The 13389-nt window shown below is 70.3% G+C and carries 12 protein-coding genes; 4 read left to right on the forward strand and 8 right to left on the reverse strand.

Annotation, left to right across the window (positions count from 1 at the left end):
* Window positions 1–20: 20 nt before the first annotated feature.
* Complete coding sequence (gene gndA, locus ACWA14_RS10650; protein WP_463793216.1) at window positions 21–1469, forward strand: NADP-dependent phosphogluconate dehydrogenase; 1449 nt, start codon at window positions 21–23, stop codon at window positions 1467–1469.
* Window positions 1470–1544: 75 nt separating this feature from the next.
* Here the strand turns inward: gndA and ACWA14_RS10655 are convergent, their stop codons facing one another.
* Both ACWA14_RS10655 and ACWA14_RS10660 read right to left on the reverse strand, forming a co-directional pair.
* Complete coding sequence (locus ACWA14_RS10655; RefSeq protein WP_463797429.1) at window positions 1545–2270, reverse strand: ABC transporter ATP-binding protein; 726 nt, start codon at window positions 2268–2270, stop codon at window positions 1545–1547.
* Between the two features lie 44 nt (window positions 2271–2314).
* Window positions 2315–3769, reverse strand: a complete 1455-nt coding sequence (locus ACWA14_RS10660; RefSeq protein ID WP_463793218.1) for an ABC transporter permease — start codon at window positions 3767–3769, stop codon at window positions 2315–2317.
* A gap of 173 nt (window positions 3770–3942) precedes the next feature.
* Here ACWA14_RS10660 and ACWA14_RS10665 point away from each other — a divergent pair, with 173 nt between their 5' ends.
* From ACWA14_RS10665 to ACWA14_RS10675, 3 genes are all read left to right on the forward strand, one after another.
* Window positions 3943–4908 carry an acetylxylan esterase gene (locus tag ACWA14_RS10665; protein WP_463793220.1) on the forward strand — a complete coding sequence of 322 codons (966 nt, stop codon included), beginning with the start codon at window positions 3943–3945 and terminating at the stop codon, window positions 4906–4908.
* A gap of 71 nt (window positions 4909–4979) precedes the next feature.
* Window positions 4980–5708 carry a response regulator transcription factor gene (locus ACWA14_RS10670; RefSeq protein ID WP_463793222.1) on the forward strand — a complete coding sequence of 243 codons (729 nt, stop codon included), beginning with the start codon at window positions 4980–4982 and terminating at the stop codon, window positions 5706–5708.
* 26 nt (window positions 5709–5734) lie between these two features.
* Window positions 5735–7210 (forward strand): sensor histidine kinase, encoded by a 1476-nt coding sequence (locus ACWA14_RS10675; protein ID WP_463793224.1) that lies wholly within the window; start codon window positions 5735–5737, stop codon window positions 7208–7210.
* Here ACWA14_RS10675 and ACWA14_RS10680 read toward each other — a convergent pair.
* The 6 genes from ACWA14_RS10680 to glmU all read right to left on the reverse strand — a co-directional run bounded on the left by ACWA14_RS10680 (window position 7164) and on the right by glmU (window position 13389).
* Complete coding sequence (locus ACWA14_RS10680) at window positions 7164–7559, reverse strand: type IV toxin-antitoxin system AbiEi family antitoxin domain-containing protein (RefSeq protein WP_463793227.1); 396 nt, start codon at window positions 7557–7559, stop codon at window positions 7164–7166. The genes ACWA14_RS10675 and ACWA14_RS10680 overlap by 47 nt on opposite strands.
* A gap of 309 nt (window positions 7560–7868) precedes the next feature.
* Window positions 7869–9452: an FAD-dependent oxidoreductase gene (locus ACWA14_RS10685; protein ID WP_463793231.1), complete on the reverse strand. Its 1584-nt coding sequence runs from the start codon at window positions 9450–9452 to the stop codon at window positions 7869–7871.
* A 12-nt stretch (window positions 9453–9464) separates the two neighbouring features.
* Window positions 9465–10340, reverse strand: coding sequence for an FAD:protein FMN transferase (locus ACWA14_RS10690; RefSeq protein ID WP_463793233.1), 876 nt, complete (start codon window positions 10338–10340; stop codon window positions 9465–9467).
* Window positions 10341–10350: 10 nt separating this feature from the next.
* Window positions 10351–10821: an FMN-binding protein gene (locus ACWA14_RS10695; protein WP_463793235.1), complete on the reverse strand. Its 471-nt coding sequence runs from the start codon at window positions 10819–10821 to the stop codon at window positions 10351–10353.
* Window positions 10822–10917: 96 nt separating this feature from the next.
* Complete coding sequence (locus ACWA14_RS10700) at window positions 10918–11952, reverse strand: ribose-phosphate diphosphokinase (protein WP_463793237.1); 1035 nt, start codon at window positions 11950–11952, stop codon at window positions 10918–10920.
* Window positions 11953–11958: 6 nt separating this feature from the next.
* Window positions 11959–13389 (reverse strand): bifunctional UDP-N-acetylglucosamine diphosphorylase/glucosamine-1-phosphate N-acetyltransferase GlmU, encoded by a 1431-nt coding sequence (gene glmU, locus ACWA14_RS10705; protein WP_463793239.1) that lies wholly within the window; start codon window positions 13387–13389, stop codon window positions 11959–11961.

The raw sequence follows: 13389 nt of genomic DNA on the forward strand, positions 1-13389 counted from the left end.
TCACGATCGAGGAGCATTCTGTGCCCGGAGCATCAGCGAACATCGGAGTCGTCGGACTCGCCGTCATGGGGTCGAACCTCGCCCGCAACCTCGCCAGCCGCGAGGGCAACACGGTGGCGATCTTCAACCGCAGCTACGAGAAGACCGAGACGCTCGTCTCCGAGCATCCCGAGGCCGGGTTCGTTCCCGCCTCGACCTACCAGGAGTTCGCGGACACGCTGCAGAAGCCGCGCACCGCGATCATCATGGTCAAGGCCGGTGGCCCCACGGATGCCGTGATCAACTCCCTCGTGGAGGTCTTCGAGCCGGGCGACATCATCGTCGACGGCGGCAACGCCTACTTCCCCGACACGATCCGCCGCGAGAAGGCGGTCCGCGAGACGGGCATCAACTTCGTCGGCGCCGGCATCTCCGGCGGCGAGGAGGGCGCCCTGCGCGGCCCCTCGATCATGCCCGGCGGCTCGGACGCGTCGTGGGTGACCCTCGGCCCGATCCTGAAGTCGATCGCCGCGGTCGCCGAGGGCGAACCGTGCGTCACGCACGTCGGGCACGACGGCGCCGGACACTTCGTGAAGATGGTGCACAACGGCATCGAGTACGCCGACATGCAGCTCATCGCCGAGGCCTACGACCTCATCCGCCGCGGCACCGGCAAGACCCCCGCCGAGATCGCGGAGATCTTCGCCGAGTGGAACCGGGGAGAGCTCGAGTCGTACCTGATCGAGATCACCGCCGAGGTGCTGCGCCAGGTCGACGCCGAGACGGGCGCCCCGCTCGTCGACGTGATCCTCGACCAGGCCGGCGCCAAGGGCACCGGAGCATGGACGGTGCAGACCGCGCTGTCGCTGGGCGTCCCGGTGTCGGGCATCGCCGAGGCCACCTTCGCCCGCTCGCTCTCCTCTCACCCCGAGCAGCGCGCTGTGTCGCGCGACCTGCCGGGCCCGGAGGACGAGTTCACCGTCGAGGACACCGAGGCGTTCATCGAAGACGTCCGTCTCGCGCTCTACGCCTCGAAGATCGTCGCGTACTCGCAGGGCTTCGACGAGATCCGTGCCGGCGCTGCCGAGTACGACTGGAAGATCGATCTCGGCGCGATCTCGAAGATCTGGCGCGGCGGCTGCATCATCCGCGCGCAGTTCCTCAACCGCATCGCCGACGCCTATGCCGAGGATCCCGAGCTCCCCGTGCTGCTCACCGCTCCGTACTTCACCGAGGCGATCACGCGCGCACAGGCCGCCTGGCGCCGCGTCGTCATCGCCGCGGCGGAAGCGGGCATCCCCGCGCCGGCGTTCTCGTCGTCGCTGTCGTACTACGACGGCATCCGCGCCGACCGCCTCCCCGCCGCCCTGGTGCAGGGGCAGCGCGACTTCTTCGGGGCCCACACCTACAAGCGCATCGACAAGGAAGGCACCTTCCACACACAGTGGTCGGGCGACCGCACCGAGATCGAGGCCGAGGACACGCACTGACCTCACGCTGAACGCACACAGAGGGGGCCCGGCATCCGCCGGGCCCCCTCTGTGTGCGGCGACCTGCGTCCGGTGTCAGCGGGTGATGTCCTGCACGGCGCCCTTCGTCAGACGCAGGCGCCGGGTCGCCCGTCGCGCGACGGCGGAATCATGCGTGACCACGATCATGGTGATGCCTTCGGCGCACAGCGCCTGCAGGAGCGACAGGATCTCGTCACGCATGCTCTCATCGAGATTGCCGGTCGGCTCGTCCGCGAGCAGCACCCGCGGACGCTTCACGATCGCGCGAGCGATCGCCACACGCTGCTGCTGACCGCCGGAGAGCTCGGTGGGCAGGTGCGCACCGCGGTCGTCCAGCCCGACGTGAGCGAGTGCGGCGTCCACGCGCATCCGACGCTCCGTCCTGTCGAGACGCAGCGGCTCGAGGGCCATGTCGACGTTCTCCGCGGCGGTGAGTGTCGGGATGAGGTTGAACGACTGGAACACGAATCCGATCTCATCGGCACGGATGCGCGAGAGCTCGGTCGCCGACGCGGATGCCAGCTCTCTCCCGTCGAGGCGGAGCGATCCCGCCGAGGGGGTGTCCAAGGCCCCGAGCAGCTGCAGGAGCGTGGACTTCCCTCCCCCGGTCGGCCCCTGGATCGTGACGAACTCTCCCGGCATGATCTCGAGGTCCACCCCGGTGAGCGCGTTCACCGTCCTGCCCTTCTGCGAGTACGTCCGCGTGACGCCGGTCGCGCGATACAGCGGGAGGCGATCGCTGTCGCTCTGTGCCGTGGGGGCGGGCTCTGCCATGGTCATGTCGTTCTCCTTCTGGTCGATCTGCGGGGTCGTCTCGGTGCCGCTCATGCCACGGACCGCAATGCCTCTGCGGGGCTGAGTCGTGCCGCACGCCAACCGCCGAACGCCCCGGCGACGAGTCCGCCCAGCACGGCGAGTCCCACGGCGACGACGAGGACCACGGGGGTGAGCGGGGCCTGGAGCACGATGTCGGCAGCCGGAGTCGTCGCGAACATCGCACCTCCCCCACCGGCCGGGCCGCCCGTGGGCCCGCCGTTCCCGGGGCTCGCGGCCGCGGCCGCCACGGTCGGACGCACGAGGTTGATGACCACGATGCCCGCGATGCCGAGGACGAGACCGGCCGCCCCGCCGATCAGTCCCTGCACCATCGATTCACCGGCCACCTGCCGCACGACGCGCCCGTCGGACCAGCCGATCGCCTTGAGCGTGCCGAACTCCCGCGTGCGCCGCGAGACGCCGGACAGGGTCAGCAGCACCGAGAGCAGCACGGCGACGACGAGGACGATGATCGAGAGCCACGTGCCGAGGTTCGTGATCAGCGAGGTCGCGCTCGACAGCGAGCCGGAGACCGTCGAAGCCAGCTCGGACTGCGAGGTCACCGTCGCATCGGGAAGCGCGTCGGACAGCGCCGACTGCACGGTGTCGATCGACGCCGCGGAGTCCGCCTGCACGGAGACGGTGGACACGACGTCGCCGACGCCCGCGAGCTCCTGGGCCGTGTCGAGCGGGAGGTAGACGTTCGCCGCCGTGTCGGCGGCGTCCGACGTGGACGCCACGATGCCGATGACCTCGAGCGCGGATCCGGCCACATCGATCGTGTCCCCGACCGCGATCTCTTTCGTCGTCACATAGGTGCTGTCGACCAGGGCGACGAGGGTCCCCGCATCTGCGGCATCGAGGGCGCGGCCGTCCGTCACCTCCGCCGAGGCCAGCGGGCCGATCGCTGTCGCGGCCGGGTCGACACCGAGGACCGTGAACGATTCGACGCCGAATTCGCCGCCGCCCTGGCCTCCTTCCGGGGGCGCCTGCCCTGCCTCGGGGGCGACGCCCTGCTCGCCCTCCTGCTGCCCGAATCCGCCGCTGGGCACCTCCCCCGAGAACGTCGAGTTCGTGAGGCTGAGGGCTCCGGATGCCGCCGAGACGCCCTCGGTCCCGGCGACGGTGTCGACCACCGAGGCGTCGAGTGTTCCGCGCGCGAAGTCCGTCACCAGCATCGACTGATCCAGCCTCGTCGTGTCGCCGTCGGTCTCTCCGGCATCCTCGTCGAACTGGAAGCGCGGTCCCCCGCCCTCCCCCGGCTCCGTCGCCGCTCCGGTGATCGTGAGGTCGGTGCCGACGCCGTACACCGACTCGAGGGCCTGGTTCTGGGCGTCGCGCACGCCGGCCGTGAGGGCGTTGACGACGATCACGAGGGCGATCGCGATCGCCAGGCCGATCGTCACGATCAGGGTCTGCTTCGTGCGCCCGGCAAGTTCGCGGCGCAGGTATCTTCCGAACATCTCTCTCCTTCTGCCGCGGACATCGCGGGACGGGATCGACGTTAGGAAGAGCGCATATGCGGGTTCGAGGGGGCGGCGATGAAGAGACTATGGACTGTCGCACCGGACCGCGGCGGCGGCGGCGGCGGGGTAGCGTCGTCGGGATCGCATTCCCACGACGAGAGAGGCCGGCGATGAGTGAGGACCCGCCCGAGGAGATGGCGGAGCACCCGCTGAGCGCGCTGCTGACGCCGGGGCCGCGCCAGGACGAGCCGGAGGACTTCGACGCGTTCTGGCGCGACACCTTCCAGACCTTCGGCACCGGGGCCGTCGACCACGAGACGGTCGCCGAGCTCGACTCCTCGGGCACGCATCGCGTGACGGAGATCCGCTTCTCCTCGTCGGCCGACGAACCCGCGGTGGGCTTCGTGATGGTGCCACGCGTGTCATCCGCCATCCGACGCGGGCTCGTGATCGGCCACGGGTACGGAGGGCGCACCGGGCCTGAACCCGACCGCGTCCCCCCGGACACCGCGGCGATCTTCCCGTGCGCTCCCGGCACCCACCTCGCCGTCCGCAGCCGCTTTCCGGCGTCGGCCGACGAACATGTCGTCGCGGGCATCTCCCGACGCGACACCTACTCGCACCGGTTCGCAGCCGCGGACATCTGGCGCGCGGCGACCGTCCTGCTCGAACGTGCGCCCGGTGCGGCCGGCCGTCTCGATTTCAACGGCACGAGTTTCGGCGGGGGCATCGGCGCCATGGCACTCCCCTGGGATGCGCGCTTCCGACGTGCTGCGCTCGACGTGCCGAGCTTCGGAGACCACTCGACCCGGTTGAGCCGGCGGTGCACGGGGAGCGGCGAGGCGGTGCGTCGGCATCTGCGTTCCCATCCGGAGGCGCGCCCGGTGCTGGACTACTTCGACGCCGCCATCGCCGCCCGCCGTCTGCGGATCCCGGTCCACGTGGCGGCAGCGGTGCGCGGCCCCGCCATCGACCCTCGAGGACAGTTCGCCGTGTACCACTCCCTCCCGGGACCTCGGCGACTCAGCGTGCGCGCGTGCGCACATCTCGACGGGCCGCTCGCGGAACTGTCGGACCGGCTCGCTCTCGACGACGGCCTCGACTTCCTCGCGCTCCCCGACGATCGACTGACATGATCCGCCGCGTTCACAGGCAACGCATAGAGGTCTCCATAGAAATCGCATAGGAGATTCCGCAGAATGGTCGCATGAGCAACGATCTCCCCGAACTGCGCCGCCCCGACGGTTCTCCCCTGCGCATCCTCGCGGTCGACGACGAGCAGATGCTCACGGACCTCCTCGCGATGGCGCTGCGCATGGAGGGCTGGGAGGTGCGCACCGCGTCCTCCGGCATGGAAGCGCTGCAGGTCGCCCGCGAGTTCGAACCGGACGCACTGGTGCTCGACATCATGATGCCCGACCTCGACGGCATGGCCGTGCTCAAGCGCCTGCGCGAGGCCGGGAGCCTGGTGCCGGTGCTGTTCCTCACCGCGAAGGACGCCGTGGGCGATCGTGTCGCCGGGCTCACCGCCGGCGGCGACGACTACGTCACCAAGCCGTTCAGCCTGGAAGAGGTGATCGCCCGGCTGCGCGCCATCATCCGCCGCACCGGCCACGCTCTGGCCGATGACGGGCAGTCGATCCTGCGCGTCGCCGACCTCAGCCTCAACGAGGACAGCCACGAGGTCGTGCGCGACGGCACCGAGATCGACCTCACCGCGACCGAGTTCGAGCTGCTGCGCTACCTGATGCGCAACGAGCGCCGTGTCCTGTCGAAGGCTCAGATCCTCGACCGCGTGTGGAGCTACGACTTCGGGGGCAAGTCCTCGGTCGTCGAGCTGTACATCTCGTACCTGCGCAAGAAGATCGACGCGGGACGCACACCGCTGCTGCACACCGTCCGCGGCGTCGGCTACATGATCAAGGCGCCTCAGTGAGAGCACCCGCGATCATGCGGCGGCCGATGAGCCTGCAGACGCGGCTCATGACCGCCGTGATCGGGTTCGTGTCGCTGATCCTCGTGATCGTCGCGGTGATCACGAGTGCGACGTTGAGCCGCACGCTCGAGGACCAGCTCGATCAGAACCTGTACGGCCCCCTCCGCTCCCTCACCGTGCTGTCCGAACAGGTCTCCCCGGACCGCGCGACGGTCGAGAACATCCTCGAACGACCGCTGTCCCAGGTGCCGCCGGGTCTGCTCTTCGTCGTCTCGAACCAGGTCACCGGCACGAGCGGAGTGGTCTTCTCGGACACCGAGGGAGACCTCAGCGGCACCACCATGAGCCTGTCGAACGCGCAGCTCTCGCAGGTCGCGGCCGCGCTCAGCACCGATCATGTCGCGAACGTCTCCATCGACGGCGTCGGCTCCTACCGAGTGGCGATCACCTCCACTCCGGGCAACGTCTTGGTCATCGCGGGTCTCCCGCGTGACGAGATCCAGAACCAGCTCGCAACCCTGCTCACGGTGATCGCTCTCGCCACATTCGGCGGGCTCATCCTGCTCGCCCTGACCACCGCGATCACGATCCGCGTCGGCCTCAAACCTCTGCGTGCGGTCGCGGCGACGGCGATGCGCGTCGCGAATCAGCCCCTCGATCGCGGTGAGGTCAGCATCACGGAGCGCATCCCGGCATCCGAATCCGACCCGCGCACCGAGACCGGCCTCGTCGGCGCCTCTCTGAACACTCTGCTCGATCACGTGAACACCTCGTTGGCCGCCCGGCAGAAGAACGAGGAGCGGATGCGCCGTTTCGTCGCGGATGCGAGCCACGAGCTGCGCACCCCCCTCGCCTCGATCCGGGGCTACTCCGAGCTCTCGCTGCGCGCGATCAGCATGCAGCCGCCCGCAGAAGCGCTCGAGGGGACGACCACCTCGCTGGAGCGTATCCAGGCGCAGTCGCTGCGCATGACGCGCCTGGTCGAGGACCTGCTGCTGCTCGCCCGCCTCGACGAGGGCCGCGAGCTCGTGTACGGCACGGTCGACCTCGCCCAGCTCGCCCTCGAGGGGCTCTCCGACGCCCGTCCGACCGCGATCGACCACGAGTGGGCGATCGAGGTGCCCGACGAGCCCGTGGTGATCGTCGGCGACGCGGGCCGCATGCACCAGGTGGTCGCGAACCTGCTGGCCAACGCGCGCACCCACACGCCTCCGGGCACCGTCATCACGCTGCGGGTGAGCCAGGAGGGCGAGGAGGCCGTGCTGCGCGTGCACGACGACGGACCCGGGATCGACCCCGGCGTGCGGGACGAGTTGTTCGCCCGCTTCGCGCGTGCCGACACCTCGCGTGCTCGCCAGACCGGAGGCACGGGTCTGGGTCTCGCGATCGTGAAGGCGATCGTCGAGGGCCACGGTGGAGAGATCTCCGTCTCGAGCGAGCCGGGAGACACCACCTTCACGGTGCGCCTGCCCCTGAATCCGGCATCCGCTCCACACGGCTGAGGATCTCCCCGGCACGCCCGAGGCCCCTCGCACGGTCTCGCGGGGTCCCGCGCCCACGTTCCCCACCACTCCCACGCCGTGGCCACGCCCTCCCGCCTCGCGGCCACGCCGCGCCCAGACACCCGTGCAGACGCAGCGCCCGCGCGCAGGTGAGGGCCCCACCGTGTTGGGCCCTCGTCACGACGTCCTCCTCGGCATCGCGTGCGGCGAACACGCCCTGCCGGACGCGCAGGATGCTTCCCTCGCGCACGGCTCGTTCGAGCATGCGTCGATCGAGCCCGAACCGGTGGAGGAGGGTGCCGCGCGCGACGCCGCCGTGATGGGTGAGGACGTGATCCGGTGTCAGCATCCATCGATCCTCGCGTCTGGAGAACGTCGACGAACCCGCAGGAGTCACGATTCGGGGACTCTCCCTGTCCGACGGTTCCGGTGCAGGAAGAGTCGCCGCCGTCGCCCTTCGACACCCATGATCGACCGAACTCCCCCGCCGCGTCCGCGACGTGCAGGAACTCTCGTCACCTGCAGGACGAATCGTGGCGAGTCGCTCTTGCAGATGGACGAATGTCCTGCATGCGCGCGGGCCGGGGCGCCGGGCGGGCACCGGGCGGACACGCCCGGACCCCCGACACCCCGGGCTCCGGACCGGGAGCGCCGCGGTTCAGTACCCCGCGAACGCGTCGGTCGTCAGCCCGCGCGCCTTCTGCAGCGCCGGAGCGAGGTCGGCGATCAGCCGCGGCGGACCCGAGATGAACGCGTGGCGCGCGGCGAGGTCCGGCACGGCACCCTCGAGCCCCGCGGCATCCAGACGCGCTCCGCCTGCCCAGGTCCAGTGCGGCGGCAGGTGGGCGGGCTCGTCCCGGGTGAAGACGACGGCGGGCACCCCGGTCGCCGCGAGCTCATCCTGGAAGGCCAGCTCCGACGCCTCCGCGGCGACGTACACGAGCACGATGTCGCGCCGCTCCCCCGCCGCCTGGAGCTGGCGCAGCTGCGACACGAACGGAGTGACGCCGATGCCCGCCGCGACCATCAGCACCGGGGCCTCGCCGCGCGGCAGGATGAAGTCGCCCCAGGTCCCCGTGACCGCGAGCGCGGCACCGGGCTGCGCATCGGCCAGCGCCCGCTTGTACGAGGACGGATGCTGCTGGTTGCCGTTCTTGTAGGCGATCCGCAGGATCGGGAGATCTGCCGGCGCCGAGACGATGCTGAACTCCCGGCGCGTGCCCCGGGCATCGGGGCGGCGATGCGGCACATCCAGCTCCAGGTACTGCCCGGGGAGGAAGGACACGTTCCCCTTCGCCCGGAAGGTCAGCTCCTGCGCGGTCGGGGTCACGAAAGCACGGCGCTCCAGGACGAGCCGGACGGATCCGCGCAGCGCGAACGCGAAGGCGAGCAGGTTGCCGATCAGCAGCGCCCGCTCCTGGCCGAGAGTGAACAGACCGGCGACCGAGATCGGCCACCCCGCGAGCACGCCCACGAGCGCCGCCACCGACAACTGCTGCCAGCGACGAGGCGGCAGCGTGAGCGGCTCGGACAGCATGAACGCCCCGAGGAACAGGAACGGCGACTGCAGCAGGGCGAACTGCACCGCGGTCCCGAGGTCGAAGGCCATGTCGAACTGCTGCGACTGCACGAGTTGCCGTACGACCGAGGTGACGACCGCGATTGCCAGGAACGCCGCCACGACGCGCACCTTCTCCGTGCGCCACAGCACCGCGAGGCCGAGGAGCACCACCGGCACGAAGAGCGACGGCGTGCCCACCCACCAGGACGCCGAGGTGCCGAGCCACTCCAGCGCGCCGAACGATCCGAGGATCGAGACGAACGCCGCTCCGAACGCCGCCGGATTGAGGATGTGCCGTCCGCGCCACGCGATCAGGTACTTCGACAGGCTCGCGACGGCACCGGCGACGGCGAGACCGAGCAGCATCGACGGCTCCAGCCCCGGCCGCAGGACGAAGAGCAGGATCAGCGCCGTCACCAGGGAGGACTCGATCCGCCACGGCAGCCGCAACACGCGCTGTGCGGCGGCATCCACACCGGAGATCACGGCGGCGAGCACCACGAAGCTCACGAGGATCTCGAGCGGGGTCGGCGACACGATCACGCCCAGCGTCGACAGCACGAGCGCGATGACCGCGAGCGCCGCCAGGGAGACAAGCACCAGCCGGTACATCGACAGGGCGCCCAGGAGTGCGAGCACGCGCTGTCGCGCGGCGGTGAATGCAGTGGTCACGGTGTCCATCCTTCTCTCGTCCTACCCGCGGCGGGTGGGATCCGCCTTCGCGAGGAACAGCTCGGCGGGGCATCCGGGCGAGCGCTGCACACGTCCGTCGGTCGACATGCGCACCCACTCCACACCCCACTCGGCGGCGAGCGCGGGGCCACCGTCGAAGAAGAGGGCGGTGGCGACAGCGTCCGCGCGCATCGCGTCCGGGGCGAGAGCCCAGGTCGCGGCCCAGGTGCGCACGGGCACCCCGGTCCGCGCGTCGAGCACGTGATGCAGCCCGTCTCCCCAGGCCCGCCGGTTCGTCGCCGAGGCGCACAGCGCCCCGTCCTGCACCGTGACCACACCGATCGCCCTCGTGGCATCGTAGGGGTGCTCCAGCGCCACCCGCGCTGCCGCCCCGCGGAAGCGCATGTCACCGCCGGCGTCGACCACCAGGTCTCCCGGCAGGCCGTCGAGCACCGCGCACACGAGATCGACGAGGCGCCCCTTGCCGAGCGCCCCCACATCGATCGGCGCCGGGGCGGACGCGGTCACTCCGGCGTCGGACCAGCGGATCCGATCGGCCCAGGCCGTGGGGGCGGCCACGGGGGCCGCGGCGACGAGCGAATACTCCGCGTCGTAGCCGAGCGCATCGAGGCTCTCGCCCACCAACGGGTTCACCGCCCCCGCCGTGGCCGTGGACACCGCCCGGAACGCGTCGAGCATGGGCGCGGCATCCGGGGAGAGGAGCTCTCCTCCCGAGGCGGCCAGACGCGTCGCGCCCGAGTCCGCACGGAACCGCGACCACTCCCGATCGAAGCGGTCGATCTCGCTCGTGACCGCTTCACGGAGATCGACGGTCAGATCTGTCGAGGTCTCGACCTCCCAGCGGGTGCCGATCGCGTCGAACTGCCAGGTCGCCATGAGCGGGGCGTCAGGCGGCAGCCTGCTCCTTGATCGACTCGACCGCGTCGTTGAATCCCCCGCTGGTGAGCGAGGAGCCGGCGACGCGACTCACGTTCAGCTCGTCGATGGACTTTCCGACGACCTCGTCCGAGATCCCGTCGATGAACTCCGACTGGTAGCGGGAGGACTCGGGAGCCTGCGGGTCTCCGGTGACCTCGACCTCGGTCACGACCCCCTCGGCGAGCGTGAGGGTCACGGAGATCTCCTCGACCGTCTCCGGGGTCTGGTACGAGCCGTCAGCGGTGTAGGTGCCGTCCGTGTAGGAGCCGGCGGCGTCGGAGCCTCCGCCGTTGGAGTCGGTGCTGGTTCCGGTGTCTCCCGAGGTGGAGGCGTCTTCGGCATCGGCGGTGCCGGAGCACCCCGCCAGGACGAGGAGCCCGGCGATTCCGACGATGGCGGAACCCTTGCGGACAGAGGTCGGTACGGTGGTGCGGATCATGGCGGTCCTCCCGGCTCGGTGTCAGACGAGGTCTCGTCGTCGATTCGACCGTAGGGACACGGCCTATGCGCGCGCTGTGCCTCCGCGATGCGTCCTCTAAGCGTCGCCGCCGAACATGCTCGTGACCGATCCGTCCTCGAACACCTCGTGGATCGCCCGAGCGAGCAGCGGGGCGATCGGAAGGACCGTCAGGCCCTCCCATCGGCGCGACTCGGTGAGGGGGATCGTGTCGGTCACGACGACCTCGTCGATCGCCGCGTCCTGCAGACGCTCGTTGGCGGGGTCGCTGAAGATCGCGTGCGTCGCGGCGACGATGACGCGGAGCGCACCGGCCGCCTTGAGCGCCTGGGCCGCCTTGACGATCGTGCCTCCGGTGTCGATCATGTCGTCGACGAGCAGGCAGGTGCGCCCCTCGACCGTGCCGACGATCTCGTGCACGGAGACCTGGTTGGCGACCTTGGGGTCGCGGCGCTTGTGGATGATCGCGAGCGGGGCACCGAGGCTGTCCGACCAGGTGTCGGCGACGCGCACGCGGCCCATGTCGGGCGAGACGACCGTGAGGACCTCGCGGTCGGCGGCGCTCAGCGTGCTCCGGAAGTGCTCGAGCAGCACGGGCTTCGCGAACAGGTGGTCGACGGGGCCGTCGAAGAAGCCCTGGATCTGCGCGGCGTGGAGGTCGACGCTCATGACGCGGTCGGCGCCGGCGGTCTTGAGCAGGTCGGCCACGAGACGGGCGCTGATCGGCTCACGACCGCGGCCCTTCTTGTCCTGGCGCGAATACGGGTAGTAGGGGGCGACCACCGTGATGCGCTTGGCCGAGGCGCGCTTGGCGGCATCGATCATGATGAGCGTCTCCATGAGCCACTCGTTGACCGGCTCACCGAAGGTCTGGATGAGGAAGAGGTCGCAGCCGCGGATCGACACCTCGAAGCGGGCGTAGATCTCGCCGGATGCGAAGGTGCGGTGCTCGGTCGGCGCGATCTCGGTGCCGAGGGAGGCGGCAACGTCGGCCGTCAGCTGCGGGTGCGAGCGCCCACCGGCGATGACGAGCCGCTTCTTGGTCTTCGCGACCAGACCGGGCGCGATCCCGTTGTCGCGATCCAGATCGACTGTCTTCTTCTTGCGCGCCATGTTCGCCTATTCCGCCGATCGTTCCTTGGCTGCGGCGTCCGCCGCACCCGTTCCTGCCCTGTTCTTCTCGACCCAGCCTTCGATGTTGCGCTGAGGCGCGACGCTCATGGCCAGAGCGCCGGCGGGGACATCCTTGCGGACGACGGCACCGGCGCCGGTCTTCGCGCCCGCACCCAGCCTAACGGGCGCGACGAGCACCGTGTGCGAGCCGGTGTGCACCTGATCCTCGATGATCGTGCGGTGCTTGGCGACGTCGTCGTAGTTGGCGGTGATGGTGCTCGCGCCGAGGTTCACGCCACGGCCGATGGTCGCATCGCCGACGTACGAGAGGTGCGGGACCTTGCTGCCCTCGCCGATCTCGGCGTTCTTGGTCTCGACGTACGCGCCGATCTTGCCGCGTGCACCCAGGACCGTGCCGGGTCGCAGGAACGAGAACGGCCCGACCGTGGCCTCGGCGCCGATCACGGCGAGCGTCGCGTCGGTGCGGCGGACGATGGCGTCCTCCCCCACCTCGCAGTCGACGAGCGTGGTGTCGGGGCCGACGATCGCCCCGGCACCGATCGAGGTCGCGCGCAGGATGTGAGTGTTCGGCAGGATCGTGACATCCGGGGCGAGCGTCGCATCGTCGTCGATCCAGGTCGTCGCCGGATCGATCACGGTGACGCCCTCGAGCTGCCAGCGCCGCACGATACGGGCGTTGAGGAGACGCCCGACCTCGGCCAGCTGCGCCCGGTCGTTGACGCCGTAGGTCACGGTCACGTCGGAGACGACGGATGCCGCGACGCGGTCTCCGTCACGGCGCAGGAGACCCGGGACGTCGGTCAGGTACATCTCGCCCTGCGCGTTGTCCACGCCCACCTCGGGCAGGTAGGTGCGCAGGGTCCGGGCACGGAAGACGTACATGCCCGCGTTGATCTCACGGACGGCCGCCTCCTCATCGCTCGCGTCCTTCTGCTCGACGATGCGATCGACGCTGCCGTCGGCGTCGCGGATGACCCGTCCGTAGCCGCGGGGATCGTCCACCACGGCCGTCATGAGAGTCGCCGGGGCACCGGAGGTCCGGTGCTCCGCCACGAACGCGGCGAGCGTGTCGGCATCCGCCAGGGGGCAGTCACCGGAGAGTACGAGCACGTCGCCGTCGAAGTCGTCGGGCAGGGCGTCGACGGCCACCTGCACGGCACGTCCGGTGCCGGGGACGTCGTCCTGATCGATGAACACGGCGTCGGGGTAGTCGGCGCTCAGCGCGGCCACGACCTGGTCGCGCTCATGACGCACGACCACCTCGATGTGCGCGGCGTCGAGGCGCCCGGCGGTGGTGAGCACGTGGCCGACCAGCGGACGTCCGCCGATCGCGTGCAGCACCTTCGGAAGCCGCGACTTCATGCGGGTGCCTTGGCCCGCTGCGAGGATGATGATGGCGAGGTTGTTCCGTGTCAT

Source organism: Microbacterium sp. TW_SC_2, from assembly GCF_055361165.1.